The organism is Cellulosimicrobium sp. I38E, assembly GCF_001647255.1.
In the GTDB taxonomy this organism is placed as follows: Bacteria; Actinomycetota; Actinomycetes; order Actinomycetales; family Cellulomonadaceae; genus Cellulosimicrobium; species Cellulosimicrobium cellulans_E.
Genome location: NZ_LUAZ01000028.1, coordinates 19,021 through 37,893, shown reverse-complemented (window position 1 = coordinate 37,893; position 18,873 = coordinate 19,021). Strand labels below are relative to the sequence as shown.

At 73.5% G+C, this 18,873-nt stretch carries 17 protein-coding genes; 5 read left to right on the top strand and 12 right to left on the bottom strand.

Annotation, left to right across the window (positions count from 1 at the left end; all coding sequences use genetic code 11):
• Positions 1-45: 45 nt before the first annotated feature.
• The 11 genes from A0J59_RS10065 to A0J59_RS10015 all read right to left on the bottom strand — a co-directional run bounded on the left by A0J59_RS10065 (position 46) and on the right by A0J59_RS10015 (position 12,100).
• Positions 46-447, bottom strand: coding sequence for a nitrite reductase (NAD(P)H) small subunit (locus A0J59_RS10065; RefSeq protein WP_064316019.1), 402 nt, complete (start codon positions 445-447; stop codon positions 46-48).
• Positions 444-3,092 (bottom strand): nitrite reductase large subunit NirB, encoded by a 2,649-nt coding sequence (nirB, locus tag A0J59_RS10060; protein ID WP_064316018.1) that lies wholly within the window; start codon positions 3,090-3,092, stop codon positions 444-446. Before nirB ends, A0J59_RS10065 begins: the two co-directional genes overlap by 4 nt.
• Positions 3,093-3,363: 271 nt before the next feature.
• On the bottom strand, positions 3,364-4,812 hold the full coding sequence (locus tag A0J59_RS10055; RefSeq protein WP_156186456.1) for a helix-turn-helix domain-containing protein: 1,449 nt from the start codon (positions 4,810-4,812) through the stop codon (positions 3,364-3,366).
• 209 nt (positions 4,813-5,021) lie between these two features.
• Positions 5,022-5,375: a metal-sulfur cluster assembly factor gene (locus A0J59_RS10050; RefSeq protein ID WP_047234322.1), complete on the bottom strand. Its 354-nt coding sequence runs from the start codon at positions 5,373-5,375 to the stop codon at positions 5,022-5,024.
• Complete coding sequence (gene sufU, locus A0J59_RS10045; RefSeq protein ID WP_082141491.1) at positions 5,372-5,908, bottom strand: Fe-S cluster assembly sulfur transfer protein SufU; 537 nt, start codon at positions 5,906-5,908, stop codon at positions 5,372-5,374. The genes A0J59_RS10050 and sufU overlap by 4 nt, the downstream gene beginning before the upstream one ends.
• 11 nt (positions 5,909-5,919) lie before the next feature.
• Positions 5,920-7,215 (bottom strand): cysteine desulfurase, encoded by a 1,296-nt coding sequence (locus A0J59_RS10040; RefSeq protein ID WP_047234321.1) that lies wholly within the window; start codon positions 7,213-7,215, stop codon positions 5,920-5,922.
• A gap of 29 nt (positions 7,216-7,244) precedes the next feature.
• Positions 7,245-8,027 (bottom strand): Fe-S cluster assembly ATPase SufC, encoded by a 783-nt coding sequence (gene sufC / locus A0J59_RS10035; protein WP_047234341.1) that lies wholly within the window; start codon positions 8,025-8,027, stop codon positions 7,245-7,247.
• Between the two features lie 95 nt (positions 8,028-8,122).
• Positions 8,123-8,467 (bottom strand): non-heme iron oxygenase ferredoxin subunit, encoded by a 345-nt coding sequence (locus A0J59_RS10030; protein ID WP_047234320.1) that lies wholly within the window; start codon positions 8,465-8,467, stop codon positions 8,123-8,125.
• Positions 8,464-9,717 carry a Fe-S cluster assembly protein SufD gene (gene sufD, locus A0J59_RS10025; RefSeq protein ID WP_047234319.1) on the bottom strand — a complete coding sequence of 418 codons (1,254 nt, stop codon included), beginning with the start codon at positions 9,715-9,717 and terminating at the stop codon, positions 8,464-8,466. The genes A0J59_RS10030 and sufD overlap by 4 nt, the downstream gene beginning before the upstream one ends.
• Before the next feature lies 1 nt (position 9,718).
• The gene (gene sufB / locus A0J59_RS10020; RefSeq protein ID WP_047234318.1) at positions 9,719-11,179 is read right to left on the bottom strand and encodes a Fe-S cluster assembly protein SufB; all 1,461 of its coding nucleotides are present in this window, start codon (positions 11,177-11,179) and stop codon (positions 9,719-9,721) included.
• A gap of 102 nt (positions 11,180-11,281) precedes the next feature.
• Entirely contained in the window at positions 11,282-12,100 is an 819-nt protein-coding gene (locus A0J59_RS10015; RefSeq protein ID WP_082918905.1) for a metalloregulator ArsR/SmtB family transcription factor, read from the bottom strand.
• Between the two features lie 231 nt (positions 12,101-12,331).
• Here A0J59_RS10015 and A0J59_RS10005 point away from each other — a divergent pair, with 231 nt between their 5' ends.
• From A0J59_RS10005 to A0J59_RS09995, 3 genes are all read left to right on the top strand, one after another.
• Positions 12,332-13,294 carry an ABC transporter ATP-binding protein gene (locus tag A0J59_RS10005; protein ID WP_064316015.1) on the top strand — a complete coding sequence of 321 codons (963 nt, stop codon included), beginning with the start codon at positions 12,332-12,334 and terminating at the stop codon, positions 13,292-13,294.
• A complete protein-coding gene (locus tag A0J59_RS10000; RefSeq protein ID WP_053370947.1) occupies positions 13,291-14,097 on the top strand; it encodes an ABC transporter permease in 807 nt (268 codons plus the stop codon). Before A0J59_RS10005 ends, A0J59_RS10000 begins: the two co-directional genes overlap by 4 nt.
• A gap of 64 nt (positions 14,098-14,161) precedes the next feature.
• Entirely contained in the window at positions 14,162-15,127 is a 966-nt protein-coding gene (locus A0J59_RS09995; protein WP_082918904.1) for a COX15/CtaA family protein, read from the top strand.
• A 63-nt stretch (positions 15,128-15,190) separates the two neighbouring features.
• On the opposite strand, the gene A0J59_RS09990 is transcribed toward A0J59_RS09995, so the two are convergent.
• Positions 15,191-16,165 carry a patatin-like phospholipase family protein gene (locus A0J59_RS09990; protein ID WP_082918903.1) on the bottom strand — a complete coding sequence of 325 codons (975 nt, stop codon included), beginning with the start codon at positions 16,163-16,165 and terminating at the stop codon, positions 15,191-15,193.
• Between the two features lie 729 nt (positions 16,166-16,894).
• Here A0J59_RS09990 and A0J59_RS09985 point away from each other — a divergent pair.
• Together A0J59_RS09985 and A0J59_RS09980 are read left to right on the top strand one after the other, a co-directional pair.
• On the top strand, positions 16,895-17,956 hold the full coding sequence (locus tag A0J59_RS09985; protein WP_082918902.1) for an ATP-binding cassette domain-containing protein: 1,062 nt from the start codon (positions 16,895-16,897) through the stop codon (positions 17,954-17,956).
• On the top strand, positions 17,953-18,825 hold the full coding sequence (locus tag A0J59_RS09980; protein WP_082918901.1) for an ABC transporter permease: 873 nt from the start codon (positions 17,953-17,955) through the stop codon (positions 18,823-18,825). Before A0J59_RS09985 ends, A0J59_RS09980 begins: the two co-directional genes overlap by 4 nt.
• The last annotated feature ends 48 nt before the right edge of the window (positions 18,826-18,873 follow it).

Genomic DNA, 18,873 nt, shown 5'->3' with positions numbered 1-18,873 from the left:
CGAACGACCTCGTGAGGCCGGTGCGTGCGCGCCCGACCGCGCCGCTCACGAGGTCGCCCCCGGACCGCTCTCGCGGGCCGGGCTCGCGACGTCCGCGACGAGGACGCGCCCGTCGCGCACCTGCGCCGCGAAGACCGCCAGCGGCCTGCGGTCCTTTCCACCGGCGTCGATCACCTCGCCGGTGTCGACGTCCCACACCTGCTTGAGCATGGGGGTGGTGACCGTGTCGACGTCGCGCTCCGCGCCGTCGTCGCCGGTGACGCGATGCGTGCCGACGAGGCCGCGCGACATGACGTTGGCGCCCGAGTACGGGTCCCGCTGCTGGACGGCGCGCACGGTGCCGTCGGCGAGCCGGAAGACGGCGACCTGGGTGTCGCCCAGGAGCGCGCCGGCCCCGCGCTCCGGGTCGAGGTCGTCGAGCGCGCAGATGTCGACGAACGTGCTCATCGGGCGTCCTCCAGCTCAACGCGGGCGGCGAGGAGCGCGACGTCGCGAGCGGCGCGCGGGTCGGGGTAGGCGACGGCGTCGCCCTCGTCCGCGGGACGGACCTGGCCGCGCTCGGGGACGAACGCGAGGTCGCCGTCGATCGCCTCGGGCGCGTTGACGAACGGCGTGAACTTGCGCAGCTTGGCGGGGTCGGCGAGCGTCGCGCCCCACTCGTCCTCGTAGTCGCGCACGTGCTCGGCCATCGCGGCCTCGAGCTGGTCCGCGATCCCGAGCGAGTCCTCGACGACGACGCGCCGCAGCTCCTCGAGCCCGCCCGCGCGCTCCGCGACCCACGGCGCCGTGCGCTGGAGGCGGTCTGCCTCCTGGACGTAGAGCATGAGGAACCGGTCGACGTAGCGGACCAGCGTCTCGTCGTCGAGGTCCTCGGCGAGCAGCTGGGCGTGCGCGGGCTGCGCGCCGCCGTTGCCGCCGACGTAGAGGTTCCAGCCCTTGTGCGTCGCGATGATGCCGACGTCCTTGCCGCGCGCCTCGGCGCACTCGCGCGCGCAGCCCGAGACCCCGAACTTGATCTTGTGCGGCGAGCGCAGCCCGCGGTAGCGCAGCTCGAGCCGCACCGCCATGGCTGACGAGTCCTGCACGCCGAACCGGCACCACGTGCGGCCCACGCACGTCTTCACCGTGCGCAGCGACTTCCCGTACGCGTGCCCGGACTCGAAGCCCACGGCCGTCAGGCGCCGCCAGATCTCCGGGAGCTGGTCGAGCCGCGCGCCGAACATCGCCAGCCGCTGGCCGCCGGTCACGCGCACGTAGAGCCCGAAGTCGTCCGCGACCCTCGCGAACTCCAGGAGCTGGTCCGCGCGCACCTCTCCCCCGGGCATGCGCGGGATCACCGAGTACGTGCCGTTCTTCTGCAGGTTCGCCATGACGTGGTCGTTGGTGTCCTGCAGCGCGGCCTGCTCGCCCTCGAGCACGTGGCCGCGGCGCAGCGTCGAGAGGATCGACGCGACCGTCGGGCGGCAGACGGCGCAGCCGCGGCCCGTCCCGTGCGCCGCGACGATCTCGGAGAACGTGCGCAGCCCTTCCTCGCGCACGAGCCGGTACAGCGCCGCCCGGGACATCGCGAAGTGCTCGCACAGCGCGTCCGAGACCGCGACGCCCGCCCGGGACAGCTCGGCGTTGAGCAGCTTGGTGAGCGCCGGGACGCACGACCCGCACACCGTGCCCGCCGTCGTGCAGTCCTTGACCTGCCCGATCGTCCGGCAGCCGTGCTCGGTGACCGCCGAGCGGACCGTCCCGGCGTCGACGTTGTTGCACGAGCAGACGACGGCCTCGTCGGGCAGCTCGGTGTCGGCCAGGCCCTCGCCGTCGGGCGCGATGACGGCCGCGGGGTCGGCGCCGAGCGGGCTGCCCAGCAGCGGGCGCAGCGCGGAGTAGAGCTCGATGTCGCCGACGAACACACCGCCCAGCAGCGTCGTCGCGTCGTCCGAGAGCACCAGCTTGCGGTACCGGCGGTGGATCGGGTCGACGAACGACACCTCGAGCGCGCCCGCGCTCACCGCGTTGACGTCGCCGAACGACGCGGCCTCGACGCCCACGCCCTTGAGCTGGGTGCCGTCGTCGGCGCGGCGGTGCACGCGCTCGCCGCCCAGGAAGCGGTCGACGACGACGTCCGCCATGTCGTTCCCCGGCGCCACCAGCCCCGCGCACACGCCGTCGACCGACGCGCACTCGCCGATCGCCCACACGCCCGGGTCGGAGGTCTGGCACGCCTCGCCGACGACCACGCCGCCACGCTCGCCGATCGCCAGACCCGCCTCGCGCGCCACCCGGTCCCGCGGCCGGATGCCCACGGAGAAGACGACGACGTCCGTCGGCAGCGCGGACCCGTCGGTGAGCTCGACCGAGCCCACGGACCCGTCGCCCGCGGGCAGGAACCGGTGCGCGCCCGCGCCCGTGCGCACCGTGACGCCGAGGTCCTCGACGAGCAGGCGCAGCATCTCGCCGCCGCCCTGGTCGAGCTGGACGCTCATGAGCCGGTCGGCGAACTCCACGACCGTGGCCTCCGCGCCCAGGCGCTGGAGCGCCGCCGCGGCTTCGAGGCCCAGCACGCCACCGCCGACGACGACGCCGCGCACCGCCCGGCCCAGCGTCCGCTCGCGCAGGCGCACCCACTCGGCCAGCCGCTCGACGTCGTCCAGCGTGCGGTACGTGAACAGGCCCGGCAGGTCCGTGCCCTCCGCGCGCGGCGTCCAGGCCCACGAGCCCGTCGCGAGCACCGCGCGGTCGTAGTGGACCTGGCGGCCCGACCGCGTCGTCACGACGCTCGCCGCGCGGTCCAGCGACGCGACCGCGTCACCCGTGACGAGCGTGACGCGCGGGTCGTCCCACACGCCGCGGTCGAGCGCGAGCGCCTGGGCGTCGCGCGCGTCGAACCACTCCGACAGGTGCACGCGGTCGTACGGCTCGTGCGGCTCGTCGCCGATCACCGTGAGCGACCAGCCGCCCTCGGGGTCGCGCGAGCGCAGGCCCGCGACGAGGCGGTGCGCCGTCATGCCGGCACCGACGACGACGATCCGGTCGCCGTCCAGGGGACCGCCGGCGGCGTGAGCGACCGCGTCCGACGGGGAGTGAGAGAGGGAGGCCACGGGGAGCACTTTCGAGAGGCGGGGGCTGCGTCGGGGCCCCGGTCCGGGTGCGACCGGTGCCCTGCTCCCGACCCTAGGGGAGGTGGTCTGACCACATCAGCCGTCTGGGACCAAGGTCCCCAGTACCCCCATCGAAGGCCATCACGTGCGCGCTCCAGCGCGGTGAGGACGGCACGACGCCGCGCCCCCCCGGGACGGGGGCGCGGCGTCGTGAGGTGGGCGCGTCGGACGTCGGCCACGGTGGCCGGACGACCGAGCGCGACCCCGTGCGTCAGGCGTTCGCGAGCTCGCGGTCCTCGTCCGCCACGGGCCGCTGGTCCTCGTAGCGGCGCACGACGCGGCTCACGGTGGATCGCGACGCCGAGACCATCTGGGCGATCTCGCGCTGGTTCATGCCCTGGCGGGCGAGCTCGACGATGCGGCGGTCGCGCTCCGCGGTCGGGTCCTCGCCGAGCGAGGCGTCGTCCGCCTCGGTCGCCGCGGCCTGCGCGCCGTTCGTGCCGCCGACGAGGTCGAAGACCTCGACGCGCCGCGTGTGGCCCGTCACGGCGGGGGGCTCCACGACCGGTGCCGCACTGTCCTCCTCCGGGGCCGGCTGGTCCCAGGGGAGCGGACGCCCGAACAGCTCCTTCACCCGCGCCTCGAGGTCGGGGAGCGCCTCGAACGCCGTCTCGGGCACGTAGGGCTTCTCGTCGTTCGCCTCGCGCGGCTCGGTCTCCGGCTCCGTCTCCGGCTCGACGTCCCGCTCGACGGCGGGCGCCTCGGCCGGCGCGACGGCGGCCGGGCTCTCCTGGCTCGGCTCGGCGGCCGGGAGGTCCCTGACCTGCTCGAGAGACGTCGGGGTCTGCGTGCTGGCCTCGGTGTCGCGCGCGGACTCCAGCGCGAGCGTCTCCCTGCGGTGCGTCTCGACGAGCCCCTCGGCGGGCGTGGCGGTCCGGGGGACGACGACTGCCGCCGCCTCGGTCGACCCCGCGGCCTCGGCCGAACCCCGTGCGGTGCCGCGCTTCACCGAGCTCGCACCGATGAGGTCGAGCCGGTTGCCGTGGCGCTCCGCGGCCTCCAGGCGGTCGACCCAGACCTGCATGCGGCGCTCGAAGTCCTCGACCGTGAGCAGCTTGAGCGCGGCGTCGCGGGCGGCGCGCTGCCGCTCGTGCGCAGCGCGGACCTTCCGCAGGTCCCCGGACGAGCCCGCGCTGTCGGCGCGGGCGTCCCGCCACTGCTCCAGGGCCGAGACGTAGCCGTGGACGCGGAGCTCCCGACGACGCTCCTCGAGCGTGTGGCCCGTCACCATGTGCCGCTCCCCCACGAGGGCGAGGTGCCACATCAGCGCGGCCACCAGCGGCGGCACGAACCGGAACACCACCATGTACGGGGTGCTCGCCGTCGGGACGGCGATCTCGTGCAGCGCGGCGAACAGACCCGACGTGCCCGAGAGCACCCAGGTGAGCGCGAGGAGGACGCCGTAGGGGCGACCCTCGAGCGCCGCGTTGCGCGCCATGAGCGCCACGGCGACGAGGCTGATCTCGAGGAAGCCCGCGAGCCCGTACGCCTCGAGCGGCGACATGTGCGCCACCTCGAGACCGAACAGGACCATGCCGCTGTACGCCAGCGCGGTGGCGATCGTCGCCGCGATGACCACGGCGACCATCGGGAGGTGCCGGCCGCGATAGCGCACCTGCCGCGGGGAACCGCCCGCGCCGGTCTGGTCCTGCTGTGTCACGTCATCCTCCGAAAAGTGGTGTGGGCGCACATATCCCAACACTCAGGACAGTCCTCGTCAACGCACCGGAAGGATCGCAATCGGATCGTGAGCAGCGGCGGTCCGGAGCGGCACGTCCGCGGGCCGGGGCCTGCGGGTCGAACGTCCGGGGACAGCACGACGCCGCGCCCCCGAGGGGACGCGGCGTCGTGGGCGGACGCGAGGGATCGTCAGACGTTGAAGCCCAGCGCGCGGAGCTGCTCCTTGCCGTCGGTCGTGATCTTCTCCGGGCCCCACGGCGGCATCCAGACCCAGTTGACGCGGAAGCCGTCGACGAGACCCTCGAGGGCCTGCGCGGACTGGTCCTCGATGACGTCGGTGAGCGGGCACGCCGCGGACGTGAGGGTCATGTCGATGACGGCGTGGTTGTTCTGGTCGATCTGGATGCCGTAGACGAGGCCGAGGTCGACGACGTTGATGCCGAGCTCGGGGTCGATGACGTCGCGCATCGCCTCTTCGACGTCGGCGACGTTCGGCGGGCTGGGCGTGACGCCCTCGGCGGGCGCGCCGGTCTCGGTGGTCATCGGTTCTCCTCCGTCGTTCCCCGCGCGGCGAGCGCCGCGTCGGAAGCCATTGCGGTTGATGCGTCGCCCAGCGTGCTCAGGGCGCCCGAGGTGACGAGCGAGTCGCGCAGCGCGGCCCAGCCGAGCAGGGCGCACTTGATACGCGCAGGGTAGCGCGACACGCCCGTGAACACCGTGGCGTCGCCGAGCTCGTCCTCCGCGGCCTCGTCGAGGCCCTTGCCGCGCGAGCCCATGAGCTCGCGGAAGACCTCGCCCAGGTGCTCGGCCTCGGTCACGGGCCGGCCGGACACGAGGTCGGTGAGCACGGACAGCGAGGCCTGCGAGATGCTGCAGCCCTGCCCCTCCCAGCTCACGCGGTCGATCGTGTCGCCGGCGAGCTCGACGCGCAGCGTCACCTCGTCGCCGCACGTGGGGTTCACCTGGTGCGACTGGCCGCTCGCGGCGCCGTCGGTCACCTCGACCAGGCCCCGGCCGTGCGGGGTCTTCGCGTGGTCGAGGATGACCTGCTGGTACATCTGCTCGATCGAGCTCATCGGGTCCTCTCTCAGTCCACCGAGAAGAACGCGCGCACACCGGCCAATGCTTCCCGGAACGCGTCGACGTCCTCGCGCGTGGTGTACACCGACGCGGACGCGCGCGCGGTCGCGGCGATGCCGAAGCGGCGGTGCAGTGGCTGGGCGCAGTGGTGACCGACGCGCACGGCGATGCCGGCGTCGTCGAGCACCTGGCCGACGTCGTGCGCGTGCACGCCGTCCACGACGAACGACACGACGGCGAGCCGGTCCTCGGGCTCGCGCGGGCCGATGATCCGCACGCCCGGGATCTCCCCGATACGCAGCAGCTCGGCCGCGAGCTCGTGCTCGTGCGCCGCGACGCCGTCCATGCCCAGCTCGTGCAGGTACTTCGCGGCGGCGCCGAAACCGACGACCTGCGCGACGGCCTGCGTGCCCGCCTCGAAGCGCTGCGGCGGCGCCATGTACGACGACTCGGTCATCGTGACGACCTCGATCATCGACCCACCGGTCGTCACGGGCGGCAGCGCCTCGAGCAGCTCGCGCCGCCCGTACAGCACGCCCACGCCCGTGGGGCCGAGCATCTTGTGCGCCGAGAACGCGGCGAAGTCGACGCCGAGCGCGGGCAGGTCCACCGGCAGGTGCGGCACGGACTGGCACGCGTCGAGCACGGTGAGCGCCCCGACCTCGCGCGCGCGGGCCACGATCGGCTCGACGGGCGTGATCGCGCCGGTCACGTTCGACACGTGCGCGAACGCGACGACCCGCGTCCGCTCCGTGATGACCGTCGCGGCGTCCTCGACGCGCACGCGCCCGTCGTCGTCCACCTCGAACCAGCGCAGGACGGCGCCCGTGCGGGCGGCGAGCTCCTGCCACGGCACGATGTTCGCGTGGTGCTCCGCCTCCGTGATGACGATCTCGTCGCCCGGCGCGAGCGCGAAGCGGCGGGCCGCCTCTCCCCCGCGGCCGAGCGTCGCGTTCGAGATCCCGTACGCGACGAGGTTGATCGCGGCCGTCGCGCCGGAGGTCCAGACGATCTCGCCCGGACGTGCCCCGACGAACGCCGCGACGTCCGCGCGGGCGTCCTCGAACGCCTCGGTCGCCTCCTCGGCGAGCTGGTGCGCGCCGCGGTGCACGGCCGCGTTGCGCTCCTCGTAGAAGTCGACCTCGGTGTCGAGGACGACCTGCGGCTTCTGCGACGTCGCCGCGGAGTCGAGGTAGACGAGCGGACGACCACCGCGCACGGTGCGCTCGAGCAGCGGGAAGTCCGCCCGCACGGCGGCGAGCTCGGTCGCCGTCAGGGGGGAGCTGTGCGCGGTGGTCGTCATGGTCGTCTCCTCAGAGGTGGTGCTGCCGCTCAGGCCGAGGCGGCCGAGGCGGACTCGACGGCGCCCGAGAGGTAGCGGTCGTAGCCCTCCTCCTCCAGGCGGTCGGCCAGCTCCGGGCCACCCTCCTCGGCGACCTTGCCGTCGACGAAGACGTGGACGAAGTCCGGCTTGATGTAGCGCAGGATGCGCGTGTAGTGCGTGATGAGCAGGATGCCCGCGTCGGTCGCGCCGTGGACGCGGTTGACGCCCTCGGACACGATGCGCAGCGCGTCGACGTCGAGGCCCGAGTCGGTCTCGTCGAGGACGGCGAACTTCGGCTTGAGGAGCTCCATCTGGAGGATCTCGTGGCGCTTCTTCTCGCCACCGGAGAAGCCCTCGTTGACCGAGCGCTCGGCGAAGGAGTCGTCCATGCGCAGGCGCTCCATGGCGCCCTTGACGTCCTTGACCCAGTGACGCAGCGCGGGGGCCTCGCCGTCGATCGCGGTCTTCGCAGTGCGCAGGAAGTTTGACACGGAGACGCCGGGGACCTCGACCGGGTACTGCATCGCGAGGAACAGGCCCGCGCGGGCGCGCTCGTCGACGCTCATCGCGAGGACGTCCTCGCCGTCGAGCGTCACGGTGCCGCCGGTGACCTGGTACTTGGGGTGGCCGGCGATCGAGTAGGCGAGCGTGGACTTGCCCGACCCGTTGGGGCCCATGATGGCGTGGACCTCGCCGCTGGCGATCGTCAGGTCGACGCCGCGCAGGATCGGCTTCGGCCCTTCCTTGGTCTCGACGCTGACGTGCAGGTCGCGGATCTCGAGAGTGGACATCTGGTTCTTCTCCAAGAGGTTCTGGTGAGCCGTGGGGCGCGCGCCCGGCGCGCCGTGGTGGTGCTCGTGGATCGGCTGGCGGATCGAAGGACGTATCAGGTGGGAGCGACGACGCGGTCGACGTCGACGAGCACCTGCTCGCCGTCGACCGTCACCGGGTACACGGGCACGGGCCGCATCGCGGGCAGCGCGGTCGGCATGCCGGTCCGCACGTCGAACTGCGAGCCGTGCAGCCAGCACTCGACGAAGCAGCCCTCGACCTCGCCGTCCGACAGGGACACGGCCCCGTGGGAGCAGATGTCCGAGATCGCGTGCCAGTCGCCGTCGCCGTCACGGATGACCGCGACCTCGACGACCCGCCCGTCCTCGGCCGGGAGCTCGACGCGGAGCGCCTCCTCCGGGCCGAGGTCGGACGTCGTGCAGGCGGGCTGTGCGGTCACGCCGTCGCCTCGGCGGGCTCGGCGCTCCCGTCGATGATCGACATGGACTTGCTCAGCTCGCGCTCGATCGCCTCGAGCAGGCGCTCCTCGACCGACGCGACGCCGATCTCCTGGATGAGCTCCGCGAAGAAGCCGCGGACGACGAGGCGGCGCGCCTCGGCCTCCGGGATGCCGCGGGCCTGGAGGTAGAAGAGCTGCTCGTCGTCGAACCGGCCGGTGGCGGACGCGTGGCCCGCGCCCTCGATCTCGCCGGTCTCGATCTCGAGGTTCGGCACCGAGTCCGCGCGCGCGCCGTCCGTGAGGACGAGGTTGCGGTTGAGCTCGTAGGTGTCCGTGCCCTCGGCCTCGGCCTGGATCAGCACGTCGCCGACCCACACCGCGTGCGCGCCCTCGCCCTGGAGCGCGCCCTTGTACGTGACGCGCGACTTGCAGCGCGGCACGGCGTGGTCGACGAACAGGCGGTGCTCCTGGTGCTGGTCCGCGTCCGCGAAGTAGAGCCCGACCATCTCGACGTCGCCGCCCTCGGCCGTGAACGTCGCGTCCGGGGTGATGCGCACGACGTCGCCGCCGAGCGTCACGACCACGTGCTTGAGCCGCGCGTCGCGCCCGATGCGGGCGCGGTGCGACGACGCGTGCACGGCGCCGTCGGCCCAGTCCTGGACCGACACGACCGTGAGGTGCGCGCCGTCCTCGACGACGATCTCGACCGTCTCGTTGAGCGTCGCGGTCCCCACGTGGTCGAGCACGACGACGGCCTCCGAGTGCCGCTCGGCGCGCACGAGCACGTGGCTCGCGGTCGGCGTGGAGCCGTGACCCTCGACGCGCACGGACGTCACGTCGGACGCGACGGCCTCCTTGGGCACCGTGACGACCGTGGCCTGCTCGAACGCGTTCCACGCCGTGACGGCGGTGCGGTCGCCGGGCTTGCCGGCGGTGCCGAGCCGCTCGTCGTCGCGACCGACGATCGCGACCTCGACCTCGGGGGCCTCGACGACCGTGACGCGCACGTCGCCGCCCCCGCTCTGCCCGACGAGCTTCTCGTCGAACAGGGGCGCGAGGCGCGCGACGGGCGAGAAGCGCCACTCCTCCTCGCGCCCGGAGGGCACGGGGATGTCGGCGAGGTCGAACGACGTGAGCCGCTCGGCGCGCGAGCCCTGGGGCACGACGCCGTGGGAGTGCGCCCCGTCGGCCTGCGCGCGCGAGTGGTCGGTCGTCAGACCGGCCTCTTCGGGAATGGTGGTGGTGGTCATATCAGCCGACGGACCCTTCCATCTGCAGCTCGATGAGGCGGTTGAGCTCGAGCGCGTACTCCATGGGCAGCTCGCGCGCGATGGGCTCGACGAACCCGCGCACGATCATGGCCATCGCCTCGGTCTCCTCCATGCCTCGGGACATGAGGTAGAACAGCTGGTCCTCGCTCACCCGCGAGACCGTCGCCTCGTGCCCCATGGACACGTCGTCCTCGCGGACGTCGACGTACGGGTAGGTGTCGGACCGGGAGATCTGGTCGACGAGCAGCGCGTCGCACAGCACGGTCGAGGCCGAGTGCGAGGCGCCCTCGAGGACCTGGACCAGGCCGCGGTACGACGTGCGGCCACCGCCGCGCGCGACCGACTTCGACACGATGGACGACGACGTGTGCGGCGCCGCGTGGACCATCTTGGCCCCGGCGTCCTGGTGCTGGCCCTCGCCCGCGAACGCGATCGAGAGCGTCTCGCCGCGCGCGTGCTCGCCGAGCAGGTAGATCGCCGGGTACTTCATGGTGACCTTGGAGCCGATGTTGCCGTCGACCCACTCCATCGTCGCGCCCTCGGCCGCGGTCGCCCGCTTGGTCACGAGGTTGTAGACGTTGTTCGACCAGTTCTGGATGGTCGTGTACCGCACGCGGGCGTTCTTCTTGACGATGATCTCGACGACGGCGGAGTGCAGCGAGTCGCTCGAGTAGATCGGCGCGGTGCAGCCCTCGACGTAGTGCACGTAGGAGCCCTCGTCCGCGATGATCAGCGTCCGCTCGAACTGGCCCATGTTCTCGGTGTTGATCCGGAAGTAGGCCTGGAGCGGGATCTCGACGTGGACGCCCGGCGGCACGTAGACGAACGACCCGCCCGACCACACGGCCGAGTTGAGCGCCGCGAACTTGTTGTCGCCCGACGGGATGACGGTGCCGAAGTACTCCTGGAAGAGCTCCGGGTGCTCGCGCAGCGCGGTGTCCGTGTCGAGGAAGATGACGCCCTGGCGCTCGAGCTCCTCGTTGATCTGGTGGTAGACCACCTCGGACTCGTACTGCGCCGCGACGCCCGCGACGAGGCGCTGCTTCTCCGCCTCGGGGATGCCGAGCTTGTCGTACGTCTCCTTGATGTCCTCGGGCAGGTCGTCCCACGAGGCGGCCTGCTTCTCCGTGGAGCGCACGAAGTACTTGATGTTGTCGAAGTCGATGCCGGTGAGGTCGGAGCCCCAGCTCGGCATGGGCTTCTTGTCGAAGAGGCGCAGGGCCTTGAGCCGCGTCTTGAGCATCCACTCGGGCTCGTTCTTCAGCGCCGAGATGTTGCGCACGACGTCCTCGGACAGGCCGCGCTGTGCGGCCTCGCCGGCGGCGTCGCTGTCGTGCCAGCCGTATCCGTAGGCACCGATCGAGGCGATGATCTCGTCGTCGGTCTGCTTCTCACCGGTCGGCTGGGCCGTGCCGGTGGCGTCCTGGGTGGGAGCGCTCATGGTCGTCCTTCCACTGTCCGTCGTGTGCGGGCGGGGGCAGTCGGTACAAGGTTCGTGCGGGGGGTGTCGTGCGTGCCTCGGGGCGGCGGTGCGCCCCTCGGGTCAAATCTCGCCCGACGTCGGGCGACCGCGCGCCCGGACGTCGTGGTCATGGCCTGCGTGCGCATGGCCGTCGTGGTCGCGGGGCGGCCGGGCCGCCCGCGGTGCGGGGACCGGAAGGCCCACCGGGACGTTGGTCGTGCACGCGTGCGCGCCCGTCGCGAGGGTCGCGAGGCGCTGCACGTGCGAGCCGAGCAGCTTCGCGAAGACCTGCGCCTCCGCCTCGCACAGCTGCGGGAACTCCTCGGCGACGTGCTGCACCGGGCAGTGGCCCTGGCACAGCTGCACCGCAGAGGTGCCGGGGACCGGGCGCACGCTCGCCGCGTACCCGTCGTCCGCGAGCGCCGCCGCGAGCTGGGCGGCCCGGCCCTCGACGTCGTCTGCGTCGAGCCGGCCCTCGTAGCGGTCGGCGAGCTCGGCGAGCCGGTCCTGGGCGAAGCGCTCGACGGCGTCCGGCCCGGCGACGTCGCGCAGGTACCGCAGCGCCTGGGTCGCGAGGTCGGCGTACGTGCCGCTGAGCGCGCCCTGCCCGGCCGACGTCGTGACGTAGCGCCTCGCGGGCCGGCCGCGCATCCCGGTGGGGTGCCCGGCGTCGTGCACGGCGACGAGGTCGTCCTCCTCGAGGAGGGCGAGGTGGCGGCGCACGGCCGCGGGGGTGAGCCCGAGCGTGGCGGCGAGGTCGGCGGCGCTCACGGGACCCGCGCTCGCCACGAGCTCGAGCACGCGCTCGCGCGTGCGGCGGTCGGCGTCGGCGGGCATCGTGGGCGCGCTCGCGGGAGCGGCGGGGCGCAACGCGTCCGGGCGGACGGATCCTGCGGCCATGCTCACCTCCCGTGGCGTCCCGGTGGGCTCGGGTGCGCGCGGCACCGGCCTGGACGGCGTACAGATCTCCAGAACAGATATAGACAACATGGTTGTTCCCTAATTGCCCCAGCGCAAGCAAGGCGACCCTCAGACCAGCCCGGTTCCGCCGCAATGTGGCGTACACGACACCCGTGCGGTCCGGGCCGGGCGGGAGCCGTTCGCGGCGGGACCGCCCCCTAGAATCGCCGGGTGCCCGCCCCCGCCGTGCTCGTGCACGACCTCGTGAAGCGCTACGACGGTCGTGCCGTCGTCGACGGCGTGTCCCTCACCGCCGAGCGCGGCGCGATCACCGCGGTGCTCGGCCCCAACGGCGCCGGCAAGACCACGACGGTCGAGTGCTGCGAGGGCCTGCGCTCCCCCGACGCCGGGCGGGTCGAGGTCCTCGGGCTCGACCCGCTGACCGACGCGCGCGACCTGCGCCCGCGCGTCGGCGTCATGCTCCAGGACGGCGGGCTCCCGACGGGCGTGCGCGCGCTGGAGATGCTGCGGCACGTCGCGTCGATGTACGCGCGGCCGCGCGACGTCGGCGAGCTCACCGAGCGCCTGGGGCTGGAGAGCTTCGCGCGCACGACCGTCCGCCGGCTGTCGGGCGGGCAGCGGCAGCGGCTCGCGCTCGCCGCGGCGATCGTCGGCCGGCCGGAGGTCGTCTTCCTCGACGAGCCGAGCGCGGGCATGGACCCGCAGAGCCGGCACGCCGTGTGGGAGCTCGTGCGCGAGCTGCGCGCCGAGGGCGTGGGCATCGTCCTCACGACGCACCTCATGGACGAGGCGGAGGACCTCGCCGACCACGTCTACGTCGTCGACCACGGGAAGGTCATCGCCGCGGGTGCGACCCGCGACCTGCTCGAGACCGGGGCCGACGGCGCGGCGGACCGCACCGTCCGCTTCGAGGCGACGCCGGCGCTCGACCTCGGCGGCCTGAGCGACGCGCTCGCCGGGGTGGGCCAGCCCGTCGGCGCCGCGCCGGGCGCGTGGGCCGTCGCCGAGCCGCAGCCCGGCTCGTACACCCTCACCGGCCCCGCCGACCCCGCGACGCTCGTGGCGCTGACGACGTGGCTCGCCGCGCGCGGCGTCCTCGCCTCGCGCGTCACGGTGGGCCGCCGCACGCTTGAGGACGTGTTCCTCGACCTCACGGGACGGCACCTGCGATGAGCACGACCCCGACCACGCCGGACGCTGCGGGCCAGAGCCAGGCTCAGGCGGCCGCCGAGCTCGCCGCGCCGGCGTGGCGCCGTGTCGTGGCGCAGACGGCGTTCGAGACGCGCATGATCCTGCGCAACGGCGAGCAGCTCCTGGTGACGATCATCCTGCCCGTGATGCTCCTGCTCGGGCTCGTGCTCACGTCGTTCGTCGACCTCGACACGGGCGGGGCCTCGCGCGTCGACTTCGTGACACCCGGCGTCCTCGCGCTCGCCGTGATGTCGACCGCGTTCACGTCCCAGGCCATCGCGACCGCGTTCGACCGGCGCAACGGCGTGCTCCGCCTCATGTCGACGACTCCCCTGGGTCGCGGCGGCCTCCTCGCGGGGAAGGTGCTCGGCGTCCTCGCGGTCGAGGTCGTGCAGGTCGTCGTCATCACCGCGGTCGCGCTCGCGCTCGGCTGGCAGCCCGACCCCGCGGGGATCCCCGCGGCCCTGCTCGCCGTGCTGCTCGGGACCGCGGCGTTCACGTCGCTCGCGATGCTGCTCGCCGGGACGCTGCGCGCCGAGGGCGTGCTCGCGGTGGCGAACCTCGTGCTCGTGCTGCTCACCGTCGGCGGAGGCGTCCTCGTCCCGGCCGACCAGCTCCCCGGCCCGCTCGAGCACGTCGCGCTCCTGCTGCCGTCCGGCGCGCTGGGCGAGGCCATGCGCGGCGCCCTGCTCGACGGCTCGGTGCCGCCGTTCTCCGTCGTCGTGCTGCTCGGCTGGACCGCCGCGCTCGGCTGGGGCGCGGGCAAGCTCTTCCGCTGGACCTGAGCCCCGGGCACATCTCACACCGCAGGATTCCGGGGCTGCGCGGTCGTCCCGATACCGTGGGACCGTGAGCACCCCGCCCCCCGCGCTCGACCCCGCTCCCGCTGACAGCCCCGCAGGCGCCGCCTCCGGCGACGGCGCCGCACGCCCGGACCGGCTCGCGCCGCTGCGGCGCTGGACCCGGCCGGTGCTCGTCGCGAACCTCGTGGCGCAGATCGGCATCATCGTCACCGGCGGTGCCGTACGGCTCACGGGCTCGGGGCTCGGGTGCTCGACCTGGCCGCAGTGCGAGCCCGGGCAGTTCGCGGCGAAGTTCCACCCCGAGACGACGTACCACCAGTTCGTCGAGTACGGGAACCGCACGCTCACCGGGGTGCTGGGCGTCATCGCGATCGCGGCCCTCGTGCTCGTGTGGACGGACCGCTCGCGCGTCCTGTCCTACCGGCTCCTCGGCGCCGTCCCGCTGCTCGGCGTCGCCGCGCAGGCGGTCATCGGCGGCGTGATCGTCCTGCTGCACCTGCACCCGGGGTGGGTGTCCCTGCACTTCGTCGTCTCGGCCGCGCTCGTCTCCGTCTCGCTGCTCCTCCTGCACCGGTCCGGCGAGGGCGACGGGCCGCCCGTCCCGACGGTCGCGCCACGCTCGCGCGCGCTCGCCTGGACCCTGTACGCGATCACGGCGCTGGTCGTGATCCTCGGCGTCATCGTCACCGGCGCCGGCCCGCACAGCGGCGACGAGGAGGTCGGCTACCGCTTCGCCGTCGACCCCGCGCTCATGAGCAAGCTCCACGCGTGGGCCGTGTGGGTGTTCGTCGCCGTCCTCGTCACCTACCTCGTGAGCGTCCGCCGCGGGCCGCAGCAGGTGCGCCGCGCGGCCTGGGTACTGCTCGCGATCACGCTGGGCCAGGGACTGATCGGGTACGTCCAGTACTTCACGGGCCTGCCCGCGCTCCTCGTCGGCCTGCACATGCTCGGCTCGGCGCTCCTCGTCGCCGGCTCCACGCGCGTCGTCCTGACCACCCGTACCCGCGCCTGAACGGGCGGTGGCCCCGACCTGAGCGGCCCGGGCCACCGCTGCGTCAGCGCCAGCCAGCGCCAGTCAGCGCCAGAGCGCGGCGACGCGCTCCGCGAGCGCGGTACCTCGCTCGTACCCGGCCTCGGCCGCCGCCGGGCGCAGCGACAGGTCCATCGCCTGAGGCCCGAAGAAGTGGTCCGCGCCGGCGCCCGGGACGATCACCTCGACCTGGCTCCCCCGTTCCCGCAGCTCGTCGACCTGGGCCGAGAGCTGGAGGCCCCAGCCCAGCGGCGCCCGCGTCCTGCCCCCGAACGGCGCCAGCACCAGCACGCGCCGGTGCCCCGCCGCCAGGTCCGCGTTCTCGTTGCGGCGATATCCGCCGTCGAGGTACTGCCGCTCCCCGACCCGGTAGGCGAACCCGCTCGCGCAGCTCGCCGCGACGGCGTCGACGAGGTCGACACCGCTCTGCCGGTCGAAGACGAACGGCTCACCGGTCTGCGCGTCGACGGCGGTGAGGAGGACCGCCGTTCGAGGCCAGGACGGGTCCGGCAGGCGTGCGGCGACGGTGGCCCGCCACCGGGACTGCACGGCCTCGTCCGACGACCCGGGCAGCGCGAGCGCCGCCTCCCCGAGCCGGCGGCGCATGTCCGCCGCGTCCCGGGCACCGGCGATGACCGCGGCCGTCCGCGCCATCTGGTCCGCTGCCTGTCGCGTGCGGTCCCTGCCCGCGGCCTGGCCGCTCGGCCCCACCTGCGGGCGCGGGGGCGCGACGAGAGCGGCGGCGTAGAGCTCCGCGGGCATCGCGCCGGCGAGCTGCGCCGCCGTCGTCGACCCGGCCGACGTCCCGACGGTCACGTCGGCCGTCGAGGACACGTCCAGCCCGGCGTCGGCCAGGCCGGCGACGACGCCGGTCAGCCACGCGTTGCCGGTAGACCCGCCGCCCCCGAGGACGAGGGCCCGCTCGCCCGTCGTCGGGACGGGACCGGACGCCGTGGGATCAGGGAGCGAGGAACCTGCGGGCGCGATGCCCGGTGCAGAAGAAGGTGTGATGGTGCGCATGGGAGTCGCCTCTCGCGATGGTGCGGCGAGCGCTCCCGACGACGACTACGGCCGTCGCGCGATCGTGGGCAGCGAGGGAGCGCCCGGTACGGACACAGCGTTCACGGGACTCACCTCCTCGGCTCGGTGCACGATCGGCCCCGACGCTAGCACGCCGGACAGCCCCGGCACACGGCCTTTGCGGCCGTCGGGAGGACGCTGGCGAGTCGGGTCTCAGACCCGCGTGGCACGAACCGCACCTGCCGAAGTAGAGCCGTGGTCGAACGAGGTAGAGCCGTGGTCTGCCGGGGTAGGGCCGTGGTCTGCCGAGGAAGTGCCCAGACCGTGCCCGACGACGGGTGGGTCGCCCCGACGGTCAGGCCCACCCGCGGGCCAGCACGGCACAGGCGGACCGGCCACGGGCAGTCGCCCGAGGTGAGCGCCGACGAGGGCGAGTCGAAGCCGGGCGGGGTGGGTGGTGGTGCCGCGTCGTGGCGGGCCTGGCGGGAGCCGCGAGGAACGAGCGGCGGATGGTAGACGCGGCACCACCACCCACCCCACCCACCCAGGGCGACCACACGCCGTCGAGCACAAGAACCACGGCTCTACCTCGGCCGACCACGGCTCTACCTCGGCCGACCGGGTTATCCCTGGCGTGACAGCGGTGTGACAGCGGGTGGTGCTCCGCTGACAGCGCGGTGCGAGGAGGCACGCCCAGCCTGGTGCTGAACCCACCGACCAGGAGGACACATGACCACCCCCGCGATCGAGGCCCACGGCCTCGTGAAGGTCTTCGGCGAGAACCGCGCCGTCGACGGCGTGGACCTCACGGTGCGCACCGGCACCGTCTACGGGGTCCTCGGACCCAACGGCGCCGGGAAGACCACGACCATCAGCATGCTCGCGACGCTCCTGCGCCCGGACGCCGGCGAGGCCCGTGTGTTCGGGCACGACGTCGTCGCGCACCCGCACAGGGTGCGTCAGCTCATCGGCGTGACGGGGCAGTACGCCTCCGTGGACGAGACGCTCAGCGCGACGGAGAACCTCGTGATCTTCGCGCGGCTCCTCGGGCTGTCGCGCACGCAGGCCCGGCGCAAGGCCGTCGAGCTGTTGGAGGCGTTCGGCCTCACGGACGCGGCGTCCCGCCCGCTGAAGAACTTCTCAGGCGGCATGCGCCGCCGTCTGGACCTCGCGGCGAGCCTCATCGCGCAGCCGCCGCTCATCTTCCTCGACGAGCCGACGACGGGCCTGGACCCGCGCACGCGCGCCCAGATGTGGTCGACGATCCGCGACCTCGTCGCGAGCGGGTCGACCGTGCTGCTCACGACGCAGTACCTGGACGAGGCGGACCAGCTCGCGGACCGGATCGCGGTGATCGACCGCGGGCGAGTGGTGGCCGAGGGCACCGCGGACGACCTCAAGGACGCCGTCGGCGACCAGTCGCTGCAGCTCGCCCTGATCCACGCCACGGACGTGACGCCCGCGCTCGACATCGTCGAGCGCTCGCTGGGCCTCGCCGCGACGGTCTCCCCCGAGGCTCGCCGGCTCACAGTGCCCGTCCCCGGGCCGGACGTCGTGACGGACCTCCTCGTGCGCCTGCGCGAGGCACGCATCGAGGTCGGCTCGCTGAGCATGGACAAGCCGAGCCTCGACGAGGTGTTCCTCACCCTGACGGGGCACGGCGCCGAGGCGTCCGACCCGGTGGCCGGCGACGGCACGACGGGCGGCGCCGTGGACCGGCGCTCCACGGACGACACCCCGGGCGCGCGCGACGACCGCGCGGCCGCGACGCGAGAGGCGGCGCTGCGATGACCACCACGACCACGACTCCCCCCACGGCTCCCGGCCCGACCGACGTGTCGCCCGCGACCCGGCCCCGCATCCAGGCGGGCGCGGACCGCGCACTGTCCGACCGCACGTCGCTGCGCGCGACGGCCGACCACACGCTGACCATGGCGTACCGCGGGCTGCTGAAGATCAAGCGCACGCCGGAACAGCTCTTCGACGTGACGCTGCAGCCGATCCTCTTCACGCTGATGTTCACGTACATCTTCGGCGGGGCGATCGCGGGGGACGTCACGAGCTACCTGCCGATCATCATCCCGGGCATCCTCGTGCAGACCGTCATCACGACGTCGGTCGTCACCGGCACGCAGCTGCGCGAGGACATGGACAAGGGCGTGTTCGACCGCTTCCGGTCGCTCCCCATCGCGCGCATCGCGCCGTTGTCGGGCGCGCTCCTCGCGGACACGGTCCGCTACCTCATCGCGACCACGCTCACGTTCGCGATGGGCTACCTCATGGGCTACCGGCCCGACGGCGGGCTCGGTGCCGTCGCGCTCGCAGGTCTGCTGGTCATCGTGTGCTCGTGGGCCGTGAGCTGGATCTTCGCGTTCTTCGGCGTCATCGCCCGGACCGCGTCGAGCGTGCAGGGCATCTCGATGATCGTGCTCTTCCCGCTGACGTTCCTGTCGAACGCGTTCGTCCAGCCGGACACGATGCCGGGCTGGCTCCAGGGCTTCGTCGACGTCAACCCGGTGTCGCACCTCGTCACCGCGGTCCGCGAGCTGGCGAACACCGGGACGCTCGGCTCCGACGCCGCGGTCTCGCTCGTCGGTGCCGCGGTCATCGTCGCGGTCTTCGCGCCGCTCACGGTGCGCGCGTACATGCGTAAGGCCTGACCGCACGACCCGGGCGCCACGTCCTGAGCACGGGGTCGGCACCTCTCC

Bases quoted from the DNA above. Each gene is read 5' to 3' on its own strand.
- A0J59_RS10065 (WP_064316019.1), bottom strand. From the start codon at position 447: ATGAGCACGTTCGTCGACATCTGCGCGCTCGACGACCTCGACCCGGAG.
- A0J59_RS09980 (WP_082918901.1), top strand. From the start codon at position 17,953: ATGACCACCACGACCACGACTCCCCCCACGGCTCCCGGCCCGACCGAC.
- A0J59_RS10000 (WP_053370947.1), top strand. From the start codon at position 13,291: ATGAGCACGACCCCGACCACGCCGGACGCTGCGGGCCAGAGCCAGGCT.
- A0J59_RS10015 (WP_082918905.1), bottom strand. From the start codon at position 12,100: ATGGCCGCAGGATCCGTCCGCCCGGACGCGTTGCGCCCCGCCGCTCCC.
- A0J59_RS10040 (WP_047234321.1), bottom strand. From the start codon at position 7,215: ATGACGACCACCGCGCACAGCTCCCCCCTGACGGCGACCGAGCTCGCC.
- sufD (WP_047234319.1), bottom strand. From the start codon at position 9,717: ATGACCACCACCACCATTCCCGAAGAGGCCGGTCTGACGACCGACCAC.
- A0J59_RS10050 (WP_047234322.1), bottom strand. From the start codon at position 5,375: ATGACCACCGAGACCGGCGCGCCCGCCGAGGGCGTCACGCCCAGCCCG.
- sufB (WP_047234318.1), bottom strand. From the start codon at position 11,179: ATGAGCGCTCCCACCCAGGACGCCACCGGCACGGCCCAGCCGACCGGT.
- sufC (WP_047234341.1), bottom strand. From the start codon at position 8,027: ATGTCCACTCTCGAGATCCGCGACCTGCACGTCAGCGTCGAGACCAAG.
- A0J59_RS09985 (WP_082918902.1), top strand. From the start codon at position 16,895: ATGACCACCCCCGCGATCGAGGCCCACGGCCTCGTGAAGGTCTTCGGC.
- A0J59_RS09990 (WP_082918903.1), bottom strand. From the start codon at position 16,165: ATGCGCACCATCACACCTTCTTCTGCACCGGGCATCGCGCCCGCAGGT.
- sufU (WP_082141491.1), bottom strand. From the start codon at position 5,908: ATGAGCTCGATCGAGCAGATGTACCAGCAGGTCATCCTCGACCACGCG.